Below are 25,102 nucleotides of genomic sequence, written 5' to 3' on the forward strand. Positions count from 1 at the left end.
TATTTTTAAGAAAATTACGACTACCATCACATTATAAGGATAAATATGATAATAGTAGTATTAAGGTTTCAGTTGCAATATTATTCTTAAAACAGCACAAAAAAAAACCATCTTCAAATTAGTTTGAAGATGGTTTTACTTGAATTTATCCTTTTAATTATTGTAATTCTCCTTTAATCAATTTGAGCTCTTTTTTAGCTTGATTATCATTGATCTCTCCTGATTTCAAATCTTTTAATGTTTTAGATTTTAACTGCAGTTCTAATGTCTCTGGAATTCCACAATCTTCACATTTAGTAATGCTTGCTTTAAAAATCAGTTGCTCATTATCATTCATACTGCTCACATTTTGAGCATATTCTATGATATTGGTTTTTAAATCCTCCTCAAATTTAGGATATAAACTTTTGATTAACTCATCCCTTTCTTCCTGAGAAAGATTCTTCTTTTCTTGAGTAGGCACATCCCATCCTTCTTCGCCAGATTTAATGGAGGAAACCATATCCATATAGAAAATTACTCCTAAGCCTTCAATTTGTTCATAAGGCATTCCTCCATTAAGGTAATAGGTGTCCGACAAATCCCTTGCATACAATCTTTTCAATATTGTTTGAAATAATGTCAGGTCTTTAGCCAAAGGTTTTACCTCTTTTTCCTTGTTCACTACTATTCTACTTCTAGCTTCCTCTCTGTCTATTTTTCCAGCTTGAAATGCTCTGATATCTTTTATATTGGCCTCCACTGAAAGTCGGTTAGTTTTTAATCTCTCTACCCTGCCCGCATCTCTGTAAAATCTTAAATCTTGTCCTTTTTCCATTACCAAAATCTTATCAGAATCTTTCAGCTGGCTAATTAGATGTCCATAATCCAATAAAAAATCAATTACATTTTCAGTATTTTCAGCCACTTTTTCTTCTCTCATGCTATCCATTTGCTGGATTTTGAATTGGGCTCTTTCCATAGCCACTGCAGCTCTTTTTTCCAACTCAGCTTGTCGGAGGGCCAATTCCTCTCTTCTTTCCGCTCTTTCTTTTTCCAATTCGGCTCTAGCCTCAGCCTCCAACTCTTCGTCATCAATATCAATTTGGATATCTTCAATTACTTCAAAGCTTTTGGCAATAGCATCAGAAATATCTGGCATTGGGGGCATCTCAGGAGCGAAGGCAAAACCAAAAGCATTATTTTTTGGCAGGGATAAAATCACGCCATAACCTTCGATGTATTGAGTTTGCTTGTCTCGACTATTATTATTCCAATACGTTGATTTGTTGGTATTTACTAAACTGTTTAAAACTGTTTGGGCTAATTCCAAATCCTTTTCCATTTTTTGGTTATCAATTTCTTGAGCCAAAAGGCTGCCTGTAAAAAGGTATAATGCTATTATTAAACTATATTTTTTCATCGTTTTATTATTTAATATTTTAATCTTATTTTTTACTAGCGCAAGTGTCTACTTGTGCTTTGATTTTAAAAGTCCTTATTCAATGTTTTCTGCGGTTTGACGGTTCTAACCGTCTAATCGCTATTTAATAAAAATGGTGTCTCCATTTATCGGTCAGACGGTTGGAACGGTTTGACCGAAGTTTGAGAATCCTTTCATTTTCTCAATAAGCCTGCTCTTCTTGTTGATTACTTGCTAGGCTATTAATTAATTGTCCTGTTTCAATTTTGAATAAATCTTTATCTGATTCCATTAATTCCATCTTTGCAAAAAGATAATCCATATCTTCTTTACGTTGTTGGTCAATGTATTCTGCAAAATTTGTCAGTAGGTTTTCAGTATAAACTTGCTGTTGTTCATTGCTTTTTTGCCAATAGGCTTGCATCATTTCCACATTGTTTTCTTGCAAACCAGTTAGATAATTATTAATCAGTTGCTTATTTTGCTTGCTTTGCTGAGTAAGATAACTTTCCAATTCCTGTTTATCTTCTTTTCTTTCAGCATCCAACTTTTGTTCATAATTGGCCAAAGCAGTATTTACCATTTGTTCAATTTCTGCTTTTCCTGCTTGTTGATCAGTATTGATTTCTTGTCCGAAAGCTATCCTAAATTCACCTTTTTGATTACTGATTTCCAAACCGGTAAACTTGGCCGCTACCATCAAAATTAAAAGTGAGGCGGCAATGGACAAAAACCATTTAAGTCCTGTTTGGCTATTATTCCTTTCAGAGTTTTTATGTATATTGATAAAGGGAGGTGCACTGACATCCTCATCTTCCCAATTTCCCAATATTTTTTTATCACTTTGAAAAGCCTCTAGTTCTTCTTTTAACTCAGGGTTCTGAGCCATCTCCTCCTCAAAAGCTTTTCTTTCTTCAGGATTTAACTCATCATAGAGATAATCCATCATCTTCGCTTTCCAATCTTCAGTTTTCATATCTTATACTTTTTTCAGTAATGTTTTCTTTTGCTAATAATTTTCTCATGTGGGAAAATGCGTAATACAATCTTGATTTGACTGTATTTTCAGAAGTGTTTAATGCTTCTGCTATTTCCCTAAATTTTAAACCTTCATACTCCTTCATGATTAAAACTTCTCGTTGATCTTTACTGAGTTGCTGAAGGCATTTGGTCAAAATATCACCCAACTCACCTTGCAAATAAGTTTGTTCCGGATTACTTTCTCCTGGCTTTGAAACTTCCCAAGCTGGGCTACTTTCTTCCTCTTGCTTAGGTAAAAGTTGGTCGAAACTCAGCCATCTATGTCTTTTTCCCTTTCTACTTTCCTGCCGGCAAATATTGGTGGCGATAGTATAAATCCATGGTTTAAACTTATCACACTCTTTTAGCTGTCCGATTTTATGATGCATCGCAATAAAAGTTTGCTGTGCGGCTTCTTGAGCTAAATCTGCTTCCCCAAAATATTTGTAAGCATAATTGTAGATACGCGGATACCATTCCCTTACCAACTCCCCTTGGGCGTAGGTATCTCCTGTCTGAGCTTGTGATATTAAATCTTCTTTTTGCACCGCATACATCGTATTTAATTCAATTTATGACTTATTTGAATTTAGGATGACAGCTATTGTAAAAAAGTTTTAATTGATGTGATTTATTTTGAAACCTAGACAATTTTAGCCTATTCAGTTATTTCTATGGTTTAGCCGAATAATATATTCAGTTCTACTTAAACAAATAATGTCACCCCTAACGGGGCTTTGATTCAGTTTTTAGTTTTGAAATTACCATAATTTGACCCTCACAGGGTCGATTAAGCTATTCAATTAATTAAGGAAAACATTTAAAAGTAGTTTAAATAACATTAAGGAATGGATGGTTTTTATAAAAGTCCTTGACTTATAAAGTAACAGATATATCATTTCCAAGGCCAGTACGGAAGTTATTATGGTAAGATCTGGTCAGTAGAAGAAAGATCCCCGTTATGGGTGACATTACATGATTGAAAGTCAATTCCACTATGGTTATACCGAAAGCAAAAAACAGTTTTAATTCAAGCATTGGTTTGTGAAAATAGAAGCCGTATATTCATTAATGAAATTAAGCCTCAAGTAATGCCATTAGATAAAAAATACCTCAAGTTACTTTCCGAGAAATACCCTAATCAATTATCCGTTTCCACAAAAATTGTTTCCCTTAGTTCCATTTTAAATTTGACGAAAGGAGCGGAAATTTTTATCAGTGATGTACATGGGGAGCATGAGGCCTTTCAGCATTTGATGCGGAATGGATCGGGAGTCATCAAGCAAAAGATTAAGGAATTATTTAAGGATGAGCTTTCTTCAAAAGATATCGCGCAATTGGCCACGCTCATTTATTATCCTAAAGAAAAGCTGGAATTAATTAAAATGTACTCCGATAATCTAAAAGCATTTTATACTCATACTATTTTTAGATTAATAAAATTGACTAGGGAGTTTGCCTCTATTTATGCCAGTAAAAAATTGCAAAGTTTATTACCCAAAGGATTTAACGAAATCATTACTGAATTAGTAGCTGAACGCGATTTAGGCGAAGAAAATGATTATTATGAGCATTTAATTTCTAGTATAATTGAAATAGAACAAGCCGATGAACTGATTATCCAACTTTCCTTTTTCATTCAAAAATTAGCCATCCATAAAGTACATATCATAGGGGATGTTTACGACAGAGGACCTGGAGCTGAAATTATAATGGATGAGCTAATGAACCATTACTCAGTCGATTTTCAATGGGGCAATCATGATATAGTATGGATGGGCGCAGCCTGTGGGTCGGAAGCTTGCATAGCCAATGTACTTCGGCTTTCCCTTCGCTATGCCAATACCAATACATTGGAAAGAGGCTATGGTATTAATCTATTACCTTTGGCATCCTTTGCATTAGAATATTATAAGAATGATGAGAGCATTATTTTTAACCCAAAAGTGGCACCTGATGAAATCCACAGTAGTTCTGAGGAATGGTTGAATCGCTTGATGCATAAAGCCATTTCTATAATCCAATTTAAATTGGAGCATCAGCTAGTGGCACGAAGGCCTGAATTTGGAATGAATGACAGGCTTTTTATGTCTGAAATTGATTTAGAAAAAGGCACTATTCAAATTGAAGACAAATCCTATCCTTTAAAAGACCAATACTTTCCTACTTTAGAAAATGGTTATCTAACGGAATTGCATCCCGAAGAAAGGTTCTTAATGGATCAATTGTTAGAATCTTTTCAGAAGAGCATAAGACTGCAAGCACATGCTAAATTCCTATTTGAAAAAGGTAGTATGTATAAAGTCACCAATAAAAACCTACTGTATCATGGTTGTATTCCATTGAATTCAAATGGATTGTTAAAAGAAGTAAGGATTGACCATCAAGTTTATAAAGGAAAAGCATTGATGGATTATTTCGATAAGCAAGTGCAATTAGCTTTTGCTGCTAGAAATGAATCAGAAGAAAAAAAGAAGGGAGTAGATATTTTGTGGTATTTATGGGCAGGTCCCGACTCCCCAATCTTTGGAAAGCATAAAATGGCTACATTTGAGCGTTATTTTATAGATGATAAAAGCATACAAGAAGAGCATAAAAACTATTATTATACTTATCGTGATAATGCCGAAACATGCAAAATGATTCTAAAAGATTTCGGTTTAGGCCAAGATGCGGTGATTTTGAATGGCCATGTTCCAGTATCGGTCAAAGAAGGCGAAAGCCCAATAAAAGGGTCTGGTAGATTAGTGGTTATAGATGGTGGATTTTCCAAAGCCTATCAAGATCAAACCGGGATAGCAGGTTTTACTTTAATGCATAATTGCTATGGTCGGCAATTAATTGCGCACGAAGCTTTTGAAAGTCAAAATGTAGCCATAGCGGAAGAAAAAGATATTGCTTACAGCGAGGTTTTCCTCAATCAATCAGAAAACAAACAACGCATACGGGATGTGGATGATGGCCAAACTATAAAAGAACGCATAGATGATTTAAAGGAATTATTGGAAGCCTATAGAAATGGCGAGCTAAAAGAGAAAACCGTTTAAGCTTTATTTTTAACTACTATAAACAAGAAGTCAAATCAGATAAAAAAATGTTTAATTAAGTAGTTTAAATCCAGCTAAAGCTGGAAAATTAACAACAAAAGTCACAAAGAAAACAAAAGAAAACAGCCTTTGGCTGTTTAGTCCAACACTTATGTCCCTTTACAAAGATAGTATATTGTTATCTCGCTTGAAGTTCAGTCTATAAGACTGCGATGACTTGAAAATATAAAAAAAGGCGGATAAAAACACCCGCCAATTTTCACTTAGTCAATCTAAAAAAACCAAAACAATATTTATTTTTTATTTCGAGTCAAAATATGAATTTCTCATATTTCAATAAATTGATACTGAAAATCAAATAGATACAAGATTTTCTCTTATAATTGCTTAAAAGGATCTATTTAAATTCTTCCACTGCATCACTTAAGTCATAAACTTTTGCATTAGGTAAAATACTCTTTACAATGCTAAATCCTGCCGCTGAGCGATAACCGCCTGCGCAATGTACTATGACTGGTTTTTGCACATCAATTTCAGATGCTCTTTCCCTTAATTCTGGAAGAGGGATATTTTTAGCCGAATCAAAGAATTTTCCATCATCTACTTCAGATTTATTTCTGATATCAATGATGGTATAGGCATCAGGATTATTTTTGAAATCATCCAGATTCACCAAAGAATCCATCACTACCTCTCCTTTAGGATTAATTACTCCTGCCACCAAATTAGCTTCATAGCCAATTTTAGCTGCTCGGTAAATAGCAAATTCTAAATCTTTTTGATTTTCTGCAACCAAGTAGTAAGGTTCATCTGGTCCAACAATGGATCCTAACCAAGTCTCAAATTTATCTGCTTCCTTATTTTGAATATTAATAGCTCCCTTTAAATGTCCTTTTTTAAATTCTTCCTTGGCTCTTGTATCAATAATAATTGCACCCTCTGGAATTTCAATTCCATCCTTCTTATCTGCATTTTTAACTGCCTCTTCAAGAGAAGCAGCTCCTTTTCTATTTACCTCCACACTATTGGGGAAATATTTCGGGATAAAGGATTGCCCTTCTAAGAAAGCATCCACAAATTTATCTTTATCCTTTATTTGAAATGCCCAATTATTAGCTTTCTCATTGGCAATGGTACTGCTTAATTCACTGCTCATATTTTTCCCACAGAGGGAACCAGCACCATGTGCAGGATAAACAATTGTATCGTCTGATAAATCGGTAAAAACATCATTTACCGTGTCATACATCATACCCGCTAATTCTTTTCTGCTTACTTGAATGTTTCCTGCTCCTTCTCTTAAATCAGGACGACCAACATCCCCCACAAATAAAGAATCTCCAGTGAAAACTGCTTTTTGATTACCATTTTCATCTAGTAATAAATAAGAATTATGGTCAGGTGAATGACCGGGCGTGAATAAAGCTCTAAATGTGGCATTACCAATCTTCACTTCATCTCCGTGCCCAATATGTTTGAAGTCATAGTCAACTCCCACTTTTTCATTCACATAAATATCAGCTCCAAATTTCTCTTGTAGTTCTAAATGGCTACTAATGAAATCGGCATGAGGGTGGGTTTCAAAAACTGCTACAATTTCTGCCTTATGTTGCTTTGCAAATTCTAAATATGGTTTAATATCTCTCGATGGATCTACTAAAGCTACTTTTCCTTCACTTTCAATGGCGAATGAACCTTGGGCTAAAGTATCATCATAAAAATGTTTAATATTCATAATCGTTTCGTTTTTTCCTATATAATTGAACGATCTAATTAAAAATAGGATAGTAACATTGGTTACAAATGATGGTCACTCACAAAAAATAAGCATGCCCTGCCAATACCCATATTAATAACGTTGGAATTAAGTTTTTTTATACAACCATCTATATGGGAACTTAAAAACAAAAAAACTATATACTTAATAAATCAAAAAAGGAAAACTAAAAGCTTAATGCCATTCAATCAAGTTAATATTCTTTTTCCAGAAGAAAGAAGTGAAGTATAAAGTATGAAGCTGGCTTCCATTTCAATGTTTACTTTGCCACGAATACAAAATCACTGCCCTTTTCATCTTCAGCAAAACCTCCGAATCTGGGAGTAGTTTGAAGACGCTCCATATAAAGCTTTATTTCATCAAGAATTAATATTCTATCAGGCCCGCCTTTAGTCTTTAAAGCTTCCAACATACTCTTCGCAAAAGGTGAATGAGATCCTCTAATACCATCAGAGACATACTCTTTACCACCTGAAGTCAGATATTTTCTTGTTTTTTTGGAAAGTTTTTTAACAAGATAAGCCTGATCATCAATATCTTCATAGACTGTAGCCCTGTTAGAAGCTAAAACGGGATCGAAAGTACCTCCAAAACAGACATCCATAGCTAAAAAAATATGTTCACAAGGTATATTATTAATATTATTTCTAATTCTATTATGTGAAATATATGTATTCTTACTTACATCATTTTTAATTGAGTTTTTAGCAACAAGAAACCCTTCACCAAAAACCTCATCATATATTCCATGTCCTGCAAAGAAAATGAATAGCTGATCTTGCGGTTTATATTTTCGCTGTGCGTATTCTCTAAGTTTAGTCATCACCTCATTTTGCTCAGCATCTTTTAATATCTCAACTTCAAAACCGTACACTGTCCTCAACTCTTCTGCAATTGATTCGGCATCGTAAATGGGATTTACAAGATCATTCCAGTTGTCATATTTATTTGTAGCCACCAACAATGCATAATCTTTCCTGTCAATCATAACAGCATCTGATATAGCATCCATACCTACCCTTACGCTCCTGTGGTCTGATACAATACCTCCCTCCTCATTTTCAGCTATAATTTCTATCCAGTTCTCACCATCAATTACAAATATGGAGAGATCGATTTTCAAATTAAATTTATCATCAAGTTCTGCAGCCTTCGTACCTATTGTCTTGCCATTTTCTCCTTTACTTATTACAACCGTAACTGTTTTTAGAGGAATACTTGAACTTACAGAGGCTTCAATCATAATTCTATTTTCTTGAGAATTGGTATATTCAACTCTTGGATAAATCCACTCAATAACGGGAAGTGAGGTGCTAATTTGATTTTCATTTGAAAAATCTAGCAACATTGCGTTAGACTTATCTTTCACAATTTGACCCAAAGATGCAGTTGTGATAAATAACATATAAATATAAATTGAAATCTTCATGCTTATCTTTGGATTATTATTTTTTGAATATTTCTAACTTTAGAGTCACCCTGTACCTCTATTTTCACAATATAGGTGCCGGACTCAATCTCCAAATCATCAATCGGTAATGCGACTTTTATAATTCCGGCATATTTTTCAACAGGAGTAAACATCTTGATTTTTTCACCTCTCATAGAATATATTTGGATGTTTATATCATAATTTTCTTTTGATTCAGGTAAGGATAAATTAAAAGTAATTAAATCTTTAGCCGGATTTGGGTATATTTTACCTACTGAAAGTTTAAAGGGTGCCGGTAGTGAATAAATATCCTTTGTTAAATGAATAGAAAAACTATGATCACCTGTCAGTTTAAATTGATAACTGTTGATTTCATTCATATTAATCAAAATACCATTTTGTTCATCAATCAACCAGAGCTGTTTGGTAGCTGAGCTCAATTGAGTATTATCCCAGCTAATATTTTGAAAACCAGATAATTGATTACTCTCTAAATTAAAAAACCAGCTTTCATCAGATTTCACTTTTCGGATGTCTTTTGAGAAATAAGGGTATCTAAAATTTGTATGAGTGGTGAACATTTCAGTAAACGTAACAAATCTCGGTACAACCAATTGATCAAAACTGTCCTTATCATCAGATGCGTTTTCATGCATACCGACAGTTGCAATATCAACAAGTTCGTCCCTGATTTGTAGTTTTAGACTTAAATTCCAATTATTTAAGTCAATATTGGAATTTATAATATCATCACTTGTTAATACTCTATTATTGTCTCTATTTTCAATAATATGAATGTCAACAGAGACTGAACTATTTGCCCATACAAAGCCTCCTTCGTATGGATTAATAATATCGCCAACAACAAAATTTTGAGTATTGGTATTAAATAATAGTACTTGTTGCACCGACCCGCTTAGATTGTTGGATTGAATCACACTGTTCCAGCTAATCGGTACATTAAATGGATTACCAATCTGATTCCAGCCTTCCTTTATTTCTAAAGTATAGGGAGAACTTGTATTAACAGTTCCTGTACCCACATTAATTTCAATTTCTGGAATAGTATTAAACCAATAGCCTTTTGCCAACTCAATTCTAGAGATTCCAGCGCCAGCATCTACATACTTTGCACCATCATAATGCATCAATCTCCATTGGTTTATATAGCGGAAAGGCCCCATTTCATCAAATATGGTTTCAATTAAATTATCTTCAAGTAGATAAGGAATGGAAAACAATTGCCATTTATTTGATACCGTTTGGAAGGGAATAATAGGCTCAATATCAGACCAATAAATAAAATTATCAGAGATCTTTTTCTCATTTTCTCCATCACTAACCTCAATCTCAAATTCTAACCCAATCTCATCTAGAAAATTTGCAGGAATTTCAATTTCATAAATATTATTTTCATTGAGCTTTTCAAGTGTATTGGTTTTATATTGTGATGAAAGAATTCCTTTATAATTAAATTGAAGGCTGTGTTGATTCGTTCCTCCAGTTACTTTGAAGCTTACAGGAATAACACTGACATCAGCTTGAGAAACTTCAGTTTCAAAGCTTAAATCTTTGATTAAAAGTGCTTGTTCAACGGCAATCACCTCAGAAAAGGCGGAACTACCCGCTAAATTAATTGCTTTCACTCTATACCAATGTGAGAAGCCCTCCTTAAGTTGGCTAAGTTCAACACTAACTGCTGAATTGAGCGTATCAGAAAAAACAAGATTTTTAAAATTTTCATCTTCAGCAACTTCGATATAATAACGCAGTAAATCTCCTTCTACTACATCCCAATTGGCTCTGAAAGAAGTAGTAGTGACTGAGGAGGCATCACGAACGTTTGGTGCCGGAGGTAGTGTAGCAAACTTTATTGTTTGAGAAAAACCAGACGATCCTGAATTATTTACGGCACGAACCCGCGCATAATAAGATAAGCCAGAAACTAAATTAAAAACAGTTTCATTAGATGAGCTCAATCTCCTTTTCTGATAGCCGGCAACATAATTGGTGAAGAATTCATCCGTGCTTATATCAATCTCATAAAAATCAACTCCCTCTACATCATTCCAACTAAGTGATGCTGTATTATTTGAAACATCACTTACTTCTTGAAGAGCGGGAGCTGATGGCAATGTCTTCAATGTTACTTTATTTGAAGGCTCCGAATATAAATCCGATTCAATTACGGCTTGCACCTCAAAACTATATTCATTGCCCGGTAGGAGGTCATTAACCATTTTACTACCTGTGTTACCGCCTACACTGAAACTCAAAGTATCCGCTTCACTAAATACCTTAAATTGGTATGCTGTAGCAGACTCTACTAAATTCCAAGAAATGCTAATCTCACTAGGACTAATAGCCTGAGCTTCCAAGACTGGGCTCGAGGGTGCTGTAGTAAATTTCAGCACTTCCGAATATCGAGACAGACCTGAAGAATTTTCAGATCTCAATCTAGCATAATAAACAGTACCGGATTCGAGACCAGTAATAAGCTGGCCGTTATTAATAATTGCATTATCGTATCCATTCACTTTCGTATTAAAAGCTGGAGCTACTGAAATATCGGCTCTGTAATTATTTGTACCCTTCATGCTTTCCCAACTCAATTTTAAACTACTAGCCATTATATTAGTAGCGGACTCCTCAAACAAGATAGGTGACTCTGGTCTTGTTAATACTGCAACTGGAGATGAGAAAGGGCTGTTTCCTGTGACATTGAATGCTCTTAGTCGGTATCTATAGTGGCTACCCGGATCTACCTGATCATTGATAAATTCTTTAATTGTACTTTTTTGAATTCTCATAACCATTGTATCTACTTCAGAAGCTCTCCAAAACTCATACTCTTGGATATTATTTGCTTCCTCAAAATTAATCAACACAAATTCATTTGTGATTTCAAGAGAAGAAAAAACAGGTATTGCAGGCAAAGTGGTAAAATTTTTCACATTGGAATAACCCGATATACCACTTTCATTAACCGCTCGCAGTCGAACATAGTAGGTATTTGCAGCCTGTAAATTAATGATGTTTTCTTCTAGAGTATTTACCTGCCTGCCACTGTATCCGCCAACCAAATCATTAAAAGAAGAATCTTTCGCTACATCAATCAAATAAGAATCTGCTCCTTCAACTGCTTGCCAATTTACCAAGGCACTAACAGGTGTAAAATCTGAGAATGAACCGATCTGGGGATTGGAAGGAATTGTACTAAAGTCCTCTATCTCAGAAAAACTTGATTCGCCAAAAGCATTAACCGCTTTAATCCGTAAAGCATAATTGGTTCCAGGTTCTAAATCAAGTATTAATTCTGTATCGTTAGATTGAATTTCTGTATAGGAATCAAATTCATCATCGCTTATCTGCAAAATATAGTAATCAGTAAAAGTTGTTTCTGTCCACTCCGCTTCGGCTTCCGTTTGGGTTATGTCATCCACTTCAGTTATTGTTGGAACTCCTGGTAAGGGATTCAGCTTCACCGTCCACATTTTTGATACGTTGTTTTCAGAGACAACCTCATATAAGGTAGAATTTGACATATTAACTACCGTGACACCTGATATTTGCTCAGTGTCATTTATTTTTATTTTTGATCTAAAAGATGTCTTAAATATTGGTATTAAATTAAAATCTGTAAGCTCATTGGGAACGACCAAATCAATTTTATTATTTGCATAGTCGAATATCGGTGACAAGGAATCCACTTGTTCTGAAATGCTGAAATCTGTTATGTCATTTCCACTATTAACATGCTCAAAAAATCTTAAAACCCCATCGCCTTCAGAAATAGAAACAGCATCGATATCGCCATCAGCATCAAAATCACCTGGAATTACAGTGATTTTACCATTTATTTTTGCTTCTGCCAACTGAATTTCAGAGAAGGAGCCAGAACCATCATTTAATAAAAGACTGTTACTTTTAAATAATGTCGCCCCAACAAAAAAATCTGTGTCTCCATCTCCATCAGCATCAGCAGGTATGCTATTGAATTTGTAACCAGGTAAATTAACCCTAGTAAAAGTTGTATCCCCGTTTGCTAGATTATTTATTAAAAATTGATTTTCAAAATTGGTTACTACAATCTCGTAAAAATTATCAGTATTGATATCAGCAAAGTTGAAATTTACATTTTCGGTTCTTGGATTAGTTTCTCCAATTTTCTTTTTAACAAAGACATTACCATTTTGTGTATTAAAAAAAGCAAAAAGCTCTAGGCCAAAAGAAGCTATAATATCAAAATCTCCATCATTATCGATGTCAAATGAACCAACACCTGTTGCATTTACATTCGAGGCTAAAGTAAACTTAGCATCAAATAATTGAGACCCATTGTTTCGATACCAATTCAAGGAACCTAAATCATTAAGATCAAAATTTGCCTCTATTATATCATAATAACCATCATTATCGATATCAGCTACCTCAATTTTTTTACTTCCAAATCCATTATCAGCCAAATCAATATTATGATCAACAAAACTTGCTGTAAAATCTATATTCTCAAGCCATCTAATCTGCCCAATATTGTTTTTATATACGATATCAATATCTCCATCATTGTCTAAATCCACGGATTTGTAATCATTACAATTGCAATTACTTTTTAATACTATCTTGTTGTCGAAAATACCATTTCCCTGATTTTTTATCATGTACAGATCAGAAGCGCCCGTTATGATATCTAAGTTCCCATCTCCATTAAAATCAGCTACTGATGCTGATAAAGACCCGATCATGCCTCCAGCAATTTGCCTAGGCTCATAAACATAGGTATAGCTGCTATCAGAATAAAGCGTTCCAAAATTAACAGGCCATGAAAATCCCCGTAAATTCTCTACACTCAATTTCTGTTCCCCAAATTTTGAAAACTTCTCTGGGAGCTCTACTAAAATTCTTTTTGAAGTAGCTTCTAAAACTTTTAAACGATTACCGCCCAAAAGAACTTCATTAGAGCTTCTTCCTTCCAAAAATCCAGTCCCATAAATAGTCAGTTGCTCGGCTGCAATAGAGGATTTCTTGCTAATTCTGCTAATTACCGGTGTTCCGCGTCCAAGGTTGGTATTGATGAAATTAGAAAAATCTCCTACTAAATTGAAACTTAGCAAATCAGCCTGATAACCATTGATCACATCTTTTATCTTTTCTAGACCACGATTATCTCCATTTGGAATCCCTTCATTATAATTAAAAACATAAATTAATCCTGGAGTATATTCCTTTATTACGACATTTTCATAGGCTGATATTTCATTTTGGGTTCTTACAATATTCCATAGCCGGGTTTCATCGTATTCGGCATTTAATAAAGTTGATCTGCTAGCTCGATCATATCCTAGCACATGCCACTGAGATACAATATTAATTGATTCTTGAGAGCGTGTAATTACCTCATCAATGACAAGCGTACCATCAACATAAACTTTCACTTCTTTATTTGCCTCATTAAAGGTCAGCACTAGATGCGTCCATTTATTTAAAGGGAAATCTGTAGGTGCATCTAAGGTTGTTGTACCATAAACCCCTGATTCATCATTACCTTGCATTCTAAATTTTAATCTCTGTGCAACCAGACCCAATGAAATAAATCTATCGTTTCCCACACCATAATTCCATATTACGGTAGAATTTGGATTTGTAGAGCCTATTTTGATTTGCGTCTCAAAAGTAAAATCTTTCAATCCGATCGAAACATTTGGATCGATTGCAATGAAACTTTTCTCGCCATCAAAGGATAAGGCAGCGCCATATCCAGAACTGAGCGCACCGACTTGAACCGCTTCATTAGCAGCAAGCTCTGAAACATTTTCTTGAGATATTTCATAATCATAAACCTTTACATCGTCAATTGCTCCCTTAAAATGAAAACCGCCATCTTCTGAATTTCCAATTCTAAAATTATAGTCAGATACCTCAGTGAGATCACTATTAATGGTGCTAGAAGAAATCAATTCACCATTCAAATAAATCCTAAGACCATTTTCTCCCTTCTTAAAGGTAACTGCATAATGATTCCATTCTCTATTTACAACCTGAGATACCAGATTAGCACTCCCTTCAAGATATGTTACCAATTCATAGTATTGTTCGGCATTATTATATTGAAGTTCTACTGAATAATCTCCAGCGAATTGCCATCCTCGACTCACCAAAGATTGATAAAAGCCAGTGCCAATAGCTTTAAACCAAAAGCTAATACTAAAGCCATCTTTCAAATTGAGCGTGCTATCTTTACCAACATCTATATAGTCATCTATTCCATCAAAAAAATAGGCACTTTCTTCATTTCCAAACCTATCCCTGGTCAAGGTAGCGCCATTAAGCGTTCCATGATTTTCACTACCACTTTCATCTAGCGTATTACCATTAAAAGGAAAATCAGCTACTATATTTTGAGCATTAATTTGAACCTTTAGAATAAATACTATACAGATGGTAAGCAATAAGCTATAAGAAAGTTTTTTCATCTTGTTTGATTTGGGTCTGGTGCAGTACCTATTTCGAATTCAGGTTCGGGGATTAAAGCGTCAATTAGTATAACGATACCTGCAACAGCTAATGTACCGGCTATTATCTGATAGCTTAGCGGATATTTTCTTTTTATCGTAAAGTATTCCGTAAAAACAATTTCGTCCCTATTGTTTATATCACTTATCTTGATTCTATAATTGGTCCCAGGAGGAATGTTTGAAGGAAAATGAATTTCCGTTTCACCGGTATTAGGTCTTTCTTTAAATGCTGTCACCAAATTTTCATCACGATAAAGCTCAAACTTAAGCACGTTGTCCCCACGGCCTCCAGACCAAACGAAGTCCTGTTTGCTTCCTCGTTTGAATTCACTGGAATTTGTTATACCCTCAATATTGACAAAAGGAATATAATAGTCACCTTTTAGCTCTACGGACAACTTTCCAGTAAAATCATCTCCTAACTCCTTTTTAGCATCCCAAATGAGTTTTTTCTTTTCTCCTACCGCTATATTTATCCCTACATCACCAGAAACAAATTCCATAGGTTGTATAAAATTATCTTTAGAATTATATAGGTTGATAGAGTATCTGCGGTCAATTCTCTCGTCTTTTAAATTATATTGGACTTCAACCAAACCGTTATTTAAATGGATATTAACAATTTCAATATCTTGGGAAAATGCTTGAGTATCTAAAAGAAAAAAAAGGGTTATAACAATAATTAATTTTTTCAATGTTGTTAGAAGTAAATGGCTATCAATGATTTATAGACATCAAGTTATATAAAAATTAATTATAAAATAGTTTTTTATGATTTTTTTTAGATACTATATGAAAATTTTCAATAAAATTAAAATGTAAAAATATCGTACTATGAAGTGGGAATCATTATGGATTTTAATAGAACTGACATCATACCGGAAAATTAAGACTTAATTATATAAATGTCTTAATTTATCCAGTATGTGCCGAATTATCGGTACTTTTCCTTCAAACTGTCCTCTTGAGATTTCGGACAATCTTCTTTTTTTAATATAATCCTGAGCTATGAAGATCGAATTAGTGTTTTTAGCAAATTAAATATGGTTTTAAAATCAATGTCAGCTTATTGCATAAATAATTCTTTATAAATCATGAATGACCCCATGATCAATACAAACCAGCCAAATCCTTTTTTCAGTTTTTGACCGTCCACTTTAGTGGAAAGAAAAGAACCTATATAGATTCCCGATGCTGCAATGACCGTGAAAACTCCTAAAAATGCCCAATCAATGTCGCCACCGGATTGGATGTCACCTATGAAGCCTATCAAAGATTTAGCCGCAATAATTAAAAGTGACGTACCTACCGCTTCTTTCATCGGTAATTTGGCCAAAATAACCAAGGCAGGAATAATTAGAAATCCACCTCCTGCGCCTACTAATCCGGTTAAAGCACCTACTACTACCCCTTCAATAATAATTAATGGATAATTAAACTTTTTAGGGGCATCTACATCTTTTAATTCTTTTTTCAGTTCTTTTCTATCTTTAATCATGGAGTAAGAAGCCGCTATCATTAAAAGGGCGAATAAAACCATGATTCCAATAGATTTGGTAAACTCAAATCCATTGATGGTAAAAAAGGTGTCAGGCAAAGCGGGAACTAAAAGTAATCGAGTTAGGTAAACCGAAATGAAGGCTGGAATGGTAAAAACAATACCCGTTTTGTAATTAACTAATCCTTTTCGAGCATAATTTACTCCTCCTAAAAGAGAACTAAAGCCGACTATAAAAAGTGAATAAGCCGTAGCCGTTACTGGATTAACTCCTAACAAATATACTAGAACGGGAACGGTCAGTATAGAACCTCCTCCTCCGATCAATCCCAAAGAAATACCAATAATGGCTGCGCTTATAAATCCTATTATCTCTATCAATGTCATAATATAAATCAATTTTTTGACAAAAGTAGAGGGTTAAAAATGCTTAAGGCGTAACAAATGTTACTGCAAAAATTGAGAAGTATAATAAATGTTATGTTTTGCTATTTAATACGCATGCAAACAGAAAAAGGCTTTAATTGTGAGAATTTAATTTAAATGTTTCTTCAATTTAGAATTGAAATACTTCTCACCAGAAAATGTCCATCTGTCAACCACTATACCCTCTGGATTTACCAATATGTAATTGGGGTAGGAAATAACTTCATATTGATTTAAGAGTTCTGACTTACCAGATTCCACTTCCCACAATACTGGCCAATTGATCTCTAATTGTTTATTGGCGGCCATAGAATACCATTTGTCTATGTTATTATCTTCATTTAAAGTAATGAATTGGATATTTTGATAATCCTTCAAACTCTCAACAATATGCGGTAGTGCTTTCCAACATGGTCCGCACCAAGTTGCCGCTATATCAATTAATAAATATTGACCTCTAAAATCAGCAGTATTAAAAGCATTTCCATCTTTATCATAACCTACAAAATCTATAAAAGCTTTATTCTTTTCTAATTTATTCTTACCAATCGAATTAATGTAGGCTTGAAATTCAGGGATTAATGATAAATTATCATCTGAAATCAAATTATAAATTTCCAGAAATTCTTCATCAGAAAAACCTATAAAATTAAAGTATCTATCAATATATCTTATAGGGACAATAGAATTTCTATTTGAATTAAAAACCTCCATAAATTCTTCAAAATCAGATGCATCTTGTAAATTCTCAAAAACCACATGACTTTCCGAGCCATTAACTATTATCTTTTTTTTGAATAGACCTTGTTCAAAAAGCACATCTACTTTTCCTTCCTCATACCAAAAAGGAAATAACTTTCCTTTTGGAGAAATCAAAAAACCAAATTCAGGATTATTAACAGTTAATTCTAATTCATGGGTTTTTTTATCAGGATTAAAACCATAATTTTTGCTCTGAACATTTAAATAGTAGCCCTTAGGAATTTCCTTATTGCTTTTAATAGTAAGGTTCACTGACTTTTGAGAGAATGCCGCAAAAACAAAAAATAATAGTAAAAATAAGGTTGAATAAATCTTCATAGTTTTTTCTGGCAAAATATATAAGCAATTTAAAAAATGCAACTAACGAGTTAATTTTCCTTCCTAAAAGGAATCAAAGCCATAACCATAGCATGTTCATAATAAGCCTTTCTGTCAATTTCTCCTTTGGTTAAAATACCAACTGCTCCATCTTTTTGCTTAGAGTTTGACCGTCCGAAATACTGATCATCTGCTGCCCCGAGCTCTACTCCTCCCCTCACCATATTAGCTATAGGTTCAGGAAGGTAAAATATTGCTGTTTGTGCTTGGCTTAATTTTTCATTTGAAAGGATGACTATCCAAGCAAAAGCCTGCATGCCGAAAACATCATCATGGATTCCGCCTTCAATACCAACCCAATATTCAGCATTTGGAAACTGATCTTTTGCATTCTTTGCTCGGTTTCGAGCTCCGTCTAAAGTTTCTTTGTTCGACATCGGTTGATCTCTTACCTCAGAAGGGACTGAAATGCCTTCAAAAACGAAGCTTTCATTTTTAAACATTCTGTGAAATCCTGCCTGAGTAGCTTCAATTTTAACTGGGTTTTTAGAGGCTATGATTATTTTTTGAAACATAGTAATTTTTGAATTAACAATATTGGCCGAATATAAGAAAAGCCAGACTTTTTAGCCTGGCTTTTCAATTTGAAATTTATATTGATCTGTTATTGATATATTAAATCAAACCTGTCCAACTTCATCACTTTATCCCAAGCCGCTACAAAATCATTCACGAACATTTCTTTAGAATCTGTTTGTGCATACACTTCTGCTAAAGCTCTTAATTCGGAATGAGAACCAAATACTAAATCTGCTCTAGTAGCTGTATATTTTTGCTCGCCTGAACTTCTATCTTTGCCAATGAATTGCTCTTTGGTATCATCTGTGGCTTCCCATTCGGTACTCATATCTAATAAATTCACAAAGAAATCATTGGTTAATTGTTCTTTCTTATTAGAAAAAATACCGTGTTTAGATCCATCATAATTAGCTCCTAAAGCTCTCATTCCTCCAATTAAAACGGTCATTTCTGGTGGTGTTAAAGTCAATAATTGAGCTTTATCGATCAATAATTCTTCAGTAGAAACAGAATATCTGGTCTTCAAATAATTTCTAAATCCATCTGCCATTGGCTCTAATAAGTTCATAGATTCAATATCTACTTGCTCTTGCTTAGCATCCATACGACCAGGAGTAAATGGAACTTTTATATCATATCCAGCATTTTTTGCAGCTTGCTCCACTCCGGCAGCGCCACCTAAAACAATCATATCCGCCATGGAAATTTTTCTACTACCTGATGATTTATGAAAATCTGCTTGAATATCTTGGTAAGTTTTCAACACTTTTTGCAATTGAGCTGGGTTGTTTACTTCCCAATCTTTCATTGGAGCTAACTGAATATGTGCCCCATTGGCTCCACCTCTTCTATCAGAATTTCTATAGGTTGATGCCGAAGCCCAAGCAGTTGAAACTACCTCACTGATACTTAAATCTGAATTCAAAATTTGAGTTTTAAGCTTAGCTATATCATTAGCATTTACTAAAGGATGATCAACTGCAGGAATTGGATCTTGCCAAATGAAATCTTCTTTTGGATATTCGGGTCCTAAATAAGTGGTATTAGGCCCCATATCTCTGTGCGTTAATTTAAACCAAGCTTTTGCAAATGCATCATTGAATAAGGCAGGATTCTCTAAAAACTTGCGAGAGATTTTAGCATACTCAGGATCCTCTCTCAACGATAAATCAGTGGTAAACATGGTTGGTTTATGCTTTTTAGTGGAATCAAAAGCATCTGGCACCATTACTTTCGGATCTTTAGCCACCCACTGATGAGCTCCTGCAGGACTTTTGGTTAATTCCCACTCATTTTCAAATAAACTCATTAAATAACCGTGGCTCCATTTTGCTGGAGTATCCGTCCATGTAACTTCTAAGCCAGAAGTGATCGCATCTTTCCCTTTACCTGATTTGTAAGCGCTTTTCCATCCAAAGCCTTGCTCTTCCATATCTGCTGCTGCAGGTGCTTTCCCTACATTATCAGCCGGACCTGCACCATGAGCTTTTCCTAGCGTATGTCCACCCGCTATCAAAGCCACGGTTTCTTCGTCATTCATACCCATTCTACCAAAAGTCTCTCTAATATCATGAGCTGCTGCTATTGGGTCAGGATTTCCATTAGGACCTTCAGGGTTCACATAAATTAATCCCATTTGAACCGCTGCCAAAGGATCCTCTAAATCTCTATCTCCAGAATAACGCTTTTCATCACTTAACCACTTTTCCTCAGAACCCCAATAAACATCCATTTCAGGCTCATATACATCTTCTCTACCCCCCGCAAATCCGATGGTTTTAAATCCCATATCTTCTAGAGCCACATTTCCTGTTAAAATCATCAAATCAGCCCAAGAAATTTTGTTACCATATTTTTGTTTAATTGGCCACAATAGTCTTCTGGCTTTGTCCAAATTCGCATTATCTGGCCAGCTATTGATAGGCGCAAATCTCTGCTGACCAGAGCGAGAACCTCCTCTACCATCTCCGGTTCTATAAGTTCCTGCACTGTGCCAAGCCATTCGAATCATAAAAGGTCCATAATGCCCATAATCAGCAGGCCACCAATCTTTTGAGTCTTTTAAAGTTTTAGCAATGTCCTCTTTCAATGCATAGTAATCAAGACTAGCAAATGCTTCCTTATAGTCAAAATCCTCTTGCATAGGAGTTGACATATCGGAATTCTGTCTTAAAATACTCAAGTCTAATCTGTTAGGCCACCAGTCATTTAACTGGCTTGCTTTCATAGCTGATCTACTTTTTTTAGTAGCTCCGGAATAACCATCAGTCTCAGCTGTTTTTGTTTCATCCTTTCCGCAGGCCGTAAAAATTAGGCCAATAGCGAAAATCATTAATATTCTACTTAGTCTTTTCATATATCTAGCGTTTAAAAAATTAAATCTTAAAGCAAAAATAGCAGAATAATTACTTGTTCTAACATTTGATTATGTCGATTTTATAAATTTAGATATAGATAAAATCAATAACTATTCTCATCAATCTTCACCTTACCTCTGAAAGTCCAGAAAACGAAACCTGTATAGATGGCTACTAAAGGCACGGCTATCATAGCTATGGTTAGCATATAACCCAATGATTTTTCTGAAGCTGATGCATTAAAAAGGGTTAAGCTATACTCAGGATCAATAGTAGAATGAAGCATAGTTGGATAAAGGCCAACCGCCCCTATTACCAACAAAGCCGAAATAACTCCTGTTGATGAAATAAAAGCGTAGCCGTAATTCTGCTTACTGACTTGACGCGGAATATTGGCCATCAATAATACCAAAATTACAGGGAGAAAAAACATCCATTCCTGTGCTTTGATTTTATCAGTTAAATGAGGCACATATAACAAGGTATAAAAACTCAATAAAAGCGCTGATAAAATAAAAAAGACGGTGCTGTTTTTGATGATTTTAGTTAATTGCTGATATAGTTTCCCCTCTGTCTTCATACCCAGATATAAAGCCCCGTGCAGCATAAAAAGTGCTAAGGCAGTTACACCCGTTAATAAAGAAAATGGATTGATAAAATTAAAGTCAGTGCTGTGGGTATATTCTCCTGTTTCATCTATAGGTAAGCCTTGCAAAACATTACCTAAAACCATTCCCAAAGCTACCGCCATAATGATACTGGAAGCTGAGAAAGCAATATCCCAGGTTTGTCTCCACCAATTCATTTCTTCTTTGCCTCTAAACTCAATGGAAATAGCCCTGAAAATAATCATGACCAAAAAGAGCATTAAAGGAATATATAAACCTGAAAAAAGCGTGGCATAAACTGGCGGAAAAGCTGCAAAAAGCACTCCACCCGTAATTACTAACCATACTTCATTTCCATCCCATACTGGGCCTATAGCATTTAAAGCAATTTTCCTATTTTCTTTTTTACCCAAAAAAAGGTGGATAGCCCCAACACCCATATCAAATCCATCTAATATGGCATATCCTGTTACCACAGCCCCCAATAATAAAAACCACCAAGTATTATATTCTATTCCGATGAAAGTTTCCATAATTTATAGTTTAGTTTTTTAGTTAAAATCAGGTACGCTAGATGATTGCTGTGGTCTTTGATCCTCCATTTTTTCATCATAAGGACCATGCTGGATTTTTTTGTTTAGTAAATAAATAAACAATAAGAACAACAATAGATAAACGAAGAAGAATAAAATAAGCGAGAACCAAATCTGATTAGCCGTAACAGCCTTTGACAATGCATCAGAGGTTTTAAGTAAACCATAAACTACCCAAGGTTGCCTTCCCATTTCCGCTGCAAACCATCCTACTTGATTGGCGATTTGAGGTAAGAAAACCGCCCATACAAAAACCCACATCAACCATCTTTTATCGAAAAGCTTTCCTCTCCACCATAAAAATCCTGCATAGAGACTTAGCGCTATAAGCAACATTCCAATTGCGACCATAATGTGGTAAAACTGAAAAACTGCATTCACCTGAGTAGGAATTTCATCCTCTGGAAAAGCATCTAATCCTTTCACGGGAGTAGTAAAATCTTGATGAATTAAAAAAGTTAATCCCTTTGGAATTTTCAAGCCCACCACTTCTTTACTCTTGTGATCCACCCAACCAAAAAGATATAAATCTGCGACTTCATTTTCAGGATAATGCCCTTCGAAAGCAGCCAATTTAGCTGGTTGATTTACAGCCACACCTTCAGCAGAATTATGTCCGGTAACCAATTGGAGCAAAGAAGAAAGTATGGCCACTATTAAAGCAATTTTAAATGCAGGCTTGGCAATTTCCAGAAATTTACCTTTCAAGATGTAATAAGCATTGACTGAAAGCACCAGAAAGGCGCCAGCCAAAAAAGCTCCTATTATCACATGCGAAAGCCTGTCCATAGAAGATGGGTTGAAAACCATAGCCCAGAAATCAGTGATCTCGGCTTTTTGATTTAAGCCTTCTCCCACAATTTTATAACCTGCCGGGGTTTGCTGCCAGCTATTAGCCACCACTATCCAAACGGCCGAAAACATGGAGCCAAGAGCAACTCCTATAGTTGAAATAAAATGAACAACTGGCTTAACCCTGTTCCAGCCAAAAAGCAAGACACCTAAAAATCCGGATTCCAAAGCAAAAGCAAATAATCCTTCTGCCGCCAGAGCTGAGCCGAAAATATCCCCAACATAGCGGGAATAGGTTGCCCAGTTAATGCCAAACTCAAACTCCATTACAATTCCGGTGGCCACTCCTATTCCAAAAATCAGTGCGAAAATCTTGACCCAAAAGCGGGTCATTTTATGATAGATTTCGTTTTTGGTTTTCAGGTACATCCCTTCCATAATCACCAAAATAACCCCGAGACCAATACTCAGAGGTGGATAGATGTAATGGAAAGCAACCGTAAAGGCAAATTGAACGCGTGCTAGTATTTCGGTTTCCATAAGTGATAGTTTATTTTAATTATTCTTTTGATGCAATAAGTCTTATAATATCTGCTTTCCCTTTGTGAAATTCTCCTTCTGATAGGTTAGTTTCCAGTAGTTGCAGGTTTTCAATTTTCAATTCTTTAAAATCTTCACGAAGCATTTCCTCCGTATAAAGCATTTCAATATTTTTTGGCCCACCCGAAGAATTTTCTAATTGGTTAGGATTAAAGGCTTCCAATACCAATTTTCCGCCTGGCTTTAACCATTTGATAGCCTTCTGATGTGCAATTTTTCTTAAACCTTCAGGAAAATGGGCATAAATCAAAGCCACGACATCAGCGGTATTGACTTTAAATTCTTTTTCAACAATATCAGCTACCTCAAAAACAGGATTTACCTTTTCTTGTTTGGCAAGATTGCTTGCTTTTTCTTTAGCTGAAGGGCTAAAATCAAATGCATTAACTTCCCAGCCTAGTTTGGCTGCAAAAACTGCATTTCTACCCTCTCCATCGCAGGGTAAGATAATTCTTCCAATGGGTAAGAGTGTTAAAATTTCTCGCAAAAATTCATTCGGTTCAGTACCATAAATAAATTCCTGTTGCGCATATCGTTCATTCCAAAATTCTTTCATTTCTTAGATTTTAGAAACTAGCTTTAAGAAGCTAGTCTTCATTATTTAATTAATTTTGAGGTAAAAAAAGTTTACTCCCCACTAATAGCTGAACATCATCAATATGACCTGAAGCTAAGGTTTCCTCATTTATAAAATGAAGATGAATTCGACTGCCATTGTGGGTATAAATCCCATCTTCTTGACTATTAGCCCAAACCCCCACAATTTTCACATTTGCATTATTGAGCTTAAATTTTCTTTTGGCTTTTTGATGAGCTTGGTGACCGTGCATACCTTCCCCTTCTTTAAACATGATATGATAATCTAAATCTTCAACCTGAGCTTCCATATAAAAAGGAAAAGACTTTTCATGATCTAAACCATTTTCAATTGCTTTTTTACGAATGAAATCTTCAATCTTTTTAAGCCCTTTCAGTGATTCTTCAACTTGCACAGCGCTATATACATCAGCACTTCCATAAGCTAAAAAAACCGCTTTCACTACAGAATCTTTTCTGTAAACCGCTTGATCATTTTCAATAGTACCCGTATAAACCGTACCATCAAAAATTGTGATCTCGCCTTTCAGATCTTCAATTGGTCCTAAAGCCATTAATCCTTTTATATTCTTAAGGCTGTCTAAATCCGCTCTAGCAGAAAAATCTTGCTCTTGCAACATGATATCTCTACCCCTGGCATATTTTAGCCAATAGGATTCTTTCTCTTCTGATGGTGAACAGGAAAGTAAATGGGCTACTATAAGTATTATGAATATTTTTTGCATTTTAGTTTAGTGGTTAGTCTATATTCTAATTTAAATTCAAATTAAACTTGAAAC

Annotated in this window: 16 protein-coding genes; 1 reads left to right on the forward strand and 15 read right to left on the reverse strand. The window is 34.8% G+C overall.

Features of this window, described 5'->3' with window-relative positions; genetic code table 11:
- Positions 1-157: 157 nt before the first annotated feature.
- The 3 genes from ACFE0M_RS00905 to ACFE0M_RS00915 form a co-directional block, all read right to left on the reverse strand.
- Entirely contained in the window at positions 158-1,402 is a 1,245-nt protein-coding gene (locus ACFE0M_RS00905) for a hypothetical protein (protein ID WP_434543855.1), read from the reverse strand.
- Between the two features lie 202 nt (positions 1,403-1,604).
- The gene (locus tag ACFE0M_RS00910; protein ID WP_434543856.1) at positions 1,605-2,378 is read right to left on the reverse strand and encodes an anti-sigma factor family protein; all 774 of its coding nucleotides are present in this window, start codon (positions 2,376-2,378) and stop codon (positions 1,605-1,607) included.
- Positions 2,368-2,970, reverse strand: a complete 603-nt coding sequence (locus tag ACFE0M_RS00915; RefSeq protein ID WP_434543857.1) for an RNA polymerase sigma factor — start codon at positions 2,968-2,970, stop codon at positions 2,368-2,370. Before ACFE0M_RS00915 ends, ACFE0M_RS00910 begins: the two co-directional genes overlap by 11 nt.
- Positions 2,971-3,513: 543 nt before the next feature.
- On the opposite strand from ACFE0M_RS00915, the gene ACFE0M_RS00920 reads away from it, so the two are divergent.
- Positions 3,514-5,469 carry a fructose-1,6-bisphosphatase gene (locus ACFE0M_RS00920; RefSeq protein WP_434543858.1) on the forward strand — a complete coding sequence of 652 codons (1,956 nt, stop codon included), beginning with the start codon at positions 3,514-3,516 and terminating at the stop codon, positions 5,467-5,469.
- 397 nt (positions 5,470-5,866) lie between these two features.
- Here ACFE0M_RS00920 and ACFE0M_RS00925 read toward each other — a convergent pair whose 3' ends face one another.
- The 12 genes from ACFE0M_RS00925 to ACFE0M_RS00980 all read right to left on the reverse strand — a co-directional run bounded on the left by ACFE0M_RS00925 (position 5,867) and on the right by ACFE0M_RS00980 (position 25,048).
- On the reverse strand, positions 5,867-7,204 hold the full coding sequence (locus tag ACFE0M_RS00925; protein ID WP_434543859.1) for an MBL fold metallo-hydrolase: 1,338 nt from the start codon (positions 7,202-7,204) through the stop codon (positions 5,867-5,869).
- A 301-nt stretch (positions 7,205-7,505) separates the two neighbouring features.
- A complete protein-coding gene (locus ACFE0M_RS00930; RefSeq protein WP_434543860.1) occupies positions 7,506-8,651 on the reverse strand; it encodes a caspase family protein in 1,146 nt (381 codons plus the stop codon).
- 26 nt (positions 8,652-8,677) lie between these two features.
- Entirely contained in the window at positions 8,678-15,151 is a 6,474-nt protein-coding gene (locus ACFE0M_RS00935; RefSeq protein ID WP_434543861.1) for a LamG-like jellyroll fold domain-containing protein, read from the reverse strand.
- A complete protein-coding gene (locus ACFE0M_RS00940; RefSeq protein ID WP_434543862.1) occupies positions 15,148-15,888 on the reverse strand; it encodes a hypothetical protein in 741 nt (246 codons plus the stop codon). The genes ACFE0M_RS00935 and ACFE0M_RS00940 overlap by 4 nt, the downstream gene beginning before the upstream one ends.
- Before the next feature lie 371 nt (positions 15,889-16,259).
- Positions 16,260-17,078 (reverse strand): sulfite exporter TauE/SafE family protein, encoded by an 819-nt coding sequence (locus ACFE0M_RS00945; protein WP_434543863.1) that lies wholly within the window; start codon positions 17,076-17,078, stop codon positions 16,260-16,262.
- 147 nt (positions 17,079-17,225) lie between these two features.
- The gene (locus ACFE0M_RS00950; protein ID WP_434543864.1) at positions 17,226-18,197 is read right to left on the reverse strand and encodes a TlpA family protein disulfide reductase; all 972 of its coding nucleotides are present in this window, start codon (positions 18,195-18,197) and stop codon (positions 17,226-17,228) included.
- A gap of 50 nt (positions 18,198-18,247) precedes the next feature.
- Positions 18,248-18,772 (reverse strand): inosine/xanthosine triphosphatase, encoded by a 525-nt coding sequence (gene yjjX, locus ACFE0M_RS00955; protein WP_375578479.1) that lies wholly within the window; start codon positions 18,770-18,772, stop codon positions 18,248-18,250.
- A gap of 89 nt (positions 18,773-18,861) precedes the next feature.
- Entirely contained in the window at positions 18,862-21,132 is a 2,271-nt protein-coding gene (gene katG / locus ACFE0M_RS00960; protein WP_434543865.1) for a catalase/peroxidase HPI, read from the reverse strand.
- Positions 21,133-21,236: 104 nt separating this feature from the next.
- Positions 21,237-22,274: a cytochrome d ubiquinol oxidase subunit II gene (cydB, locus tag ACFE0M_RS00965; protein ID WP_434543866.1), complete on the reverse strand. Its 1,038-nt coding sequence runs from the start codon at positions 22,272-22,274 to the stop codon at positions 21,237-21,239.
- 18 nt (positions 22,275-22,292) lie between these two features.
- On the reverse strand, positions 22,293-23,666 hold the full coding sequence (locus ACFE0M_RS00970) for a cytochrome ubiquinol oxidase subunit I (RefSeq protein ID WP_434543867.1): 1,374 nt from the start codon (positions 23,664-23,666) through the stop codon (positions 22,293-22,295).
- A gap of 19 nt (positions 23,667-23,685) precedes the next feature.
- The gene (locus tag ACFE0M_RS00975) at positions 23,686-24,282 is read right to left on the reverse strand and encodes a class I SAM-dependent methyltransferase (protein ID WP_434543868.1); all 597 of its coding nucleotides are present in this window, start codon (positions 24,280-24,282) and stop codon (positions 23,686-23,688) included.
- A gap of 49 nt (positions 24,283-24,331) precedes the next feature.
- Positions 24,332-25,048 (reverse strand): acetolactate decarboxylase, encoded by a 717-nt coding sequence (locus tag ACFE0M_RS00980; protein WP_434543869.1) that lies wholly within the window; start codon positions 25,046-25,048, stop codon positions 24,332-24,334.
- Between the last annotated feature and the right edge of the window lie 54 nt (positions 25,049-25,102).

The sequence above is a fragment of the Marivirga sp. genome, assembly GCF_051117495.1.
In the GTDB taxonomy this organism is placed as follows: Bacteria; Bacteroidota; Bacteroidia; order Cytophagales; family Cyclobacteriaceae; genus Marivirga.

Coding starts and splice junctions, on each gene's coding strand:
- ACFE0M_RS00905 (WP_434543855.1), bottom strand. CDS start 1,402: ATGAAAAAATATAGTTTAATAATAGCATTATACCTTTTTACAGGCAGC.
- ACFE0M_RS00910 (WP_434543856.1), bottom strand. CDS start 2,378: ATGAAAACTGAAGATTGGAAAGCGAAGATGATGGATTATCTCTATGAT.
- ACFE0M_RS00920 (WP_434543858.1), top strand. CDS start 3,514: ATGCCATTAGATAAAAAATACCTCAAGTTACTTTCCGAGAAATACCCT.
- ACFE0M_RS00925 (WP_434543859.1), bottom strand. CDS start 7,204: ATGAATATTAAACATTTTTATGATGATACTTTAGCCCAAGGTTCATTC.
- ACFE0M_RS00930 (WP_434543860.1), bottom strand. CDS start 8,651: ATGTTATTTATCACAACTGCATCTTTGGGTCAAATTGTGAAAGATAAG.
- ACFE0M_RS00935 (WP_434543861.1), bottom strand. CDS start 15,151: ATGAAAAAACTTTCTTATAGCTTATTGCTTACCATCTGTATAGTATTT.
- ACFE0M_RS00945 (WP_434543863.1), bottom strand. CDS start 17,078: ATGACATTGATAGAGATAATAGGATTTATAAGCGCAGCCATTATTGGT.
- ACFE0M_RS00950 (WP_434543864.1), bottom strand. CDS start 18,197: ATGAAGATTTATTCAACCTTATTTTTACTATTATTTTTTGTTTTTGCG.
- yjjX (WP_375578479.1), bottom strand. CDS start 18,772: ATGTTTCAAAAAATAATCATAGCCTCTAAAAACCCAGTTAAAATTGAA.
- katG (WP_434543865.1), bottom strand. CDS start 21,132: ATGAAAAGACTAAGTAGAATATTAATGATTTTCGCTATTGGCCTAATT.
- cydB (WP_434543866.1), bottom strand. CDS start 22,274: ATGGAAACTTTCATCGGAATAGAATATAATACTTGGTGGTTTTTATTA.
- ACFE0M_RS00970 (WP_434543867.1), bottom strand. CDS start 23,666: ATGGAAACCGAAATACTAGCACGCGTTCAATTTGCCTTTACGGTTGCT.
- ACFE0M_RS00975 (WP_434543868.1), bottom strand. CDS start 24,282: ATGAAAGAATTTTGGAATGAACGATATGCGCAACAGGAATTTATTTAT.
- ACFE0M_RS00980 (WP_434543869.1), bottom strand. CDS start 25,048: ATGCAAAAAATATTCATAATACTTATAGTAGCCCATTTACTTTCCTGT.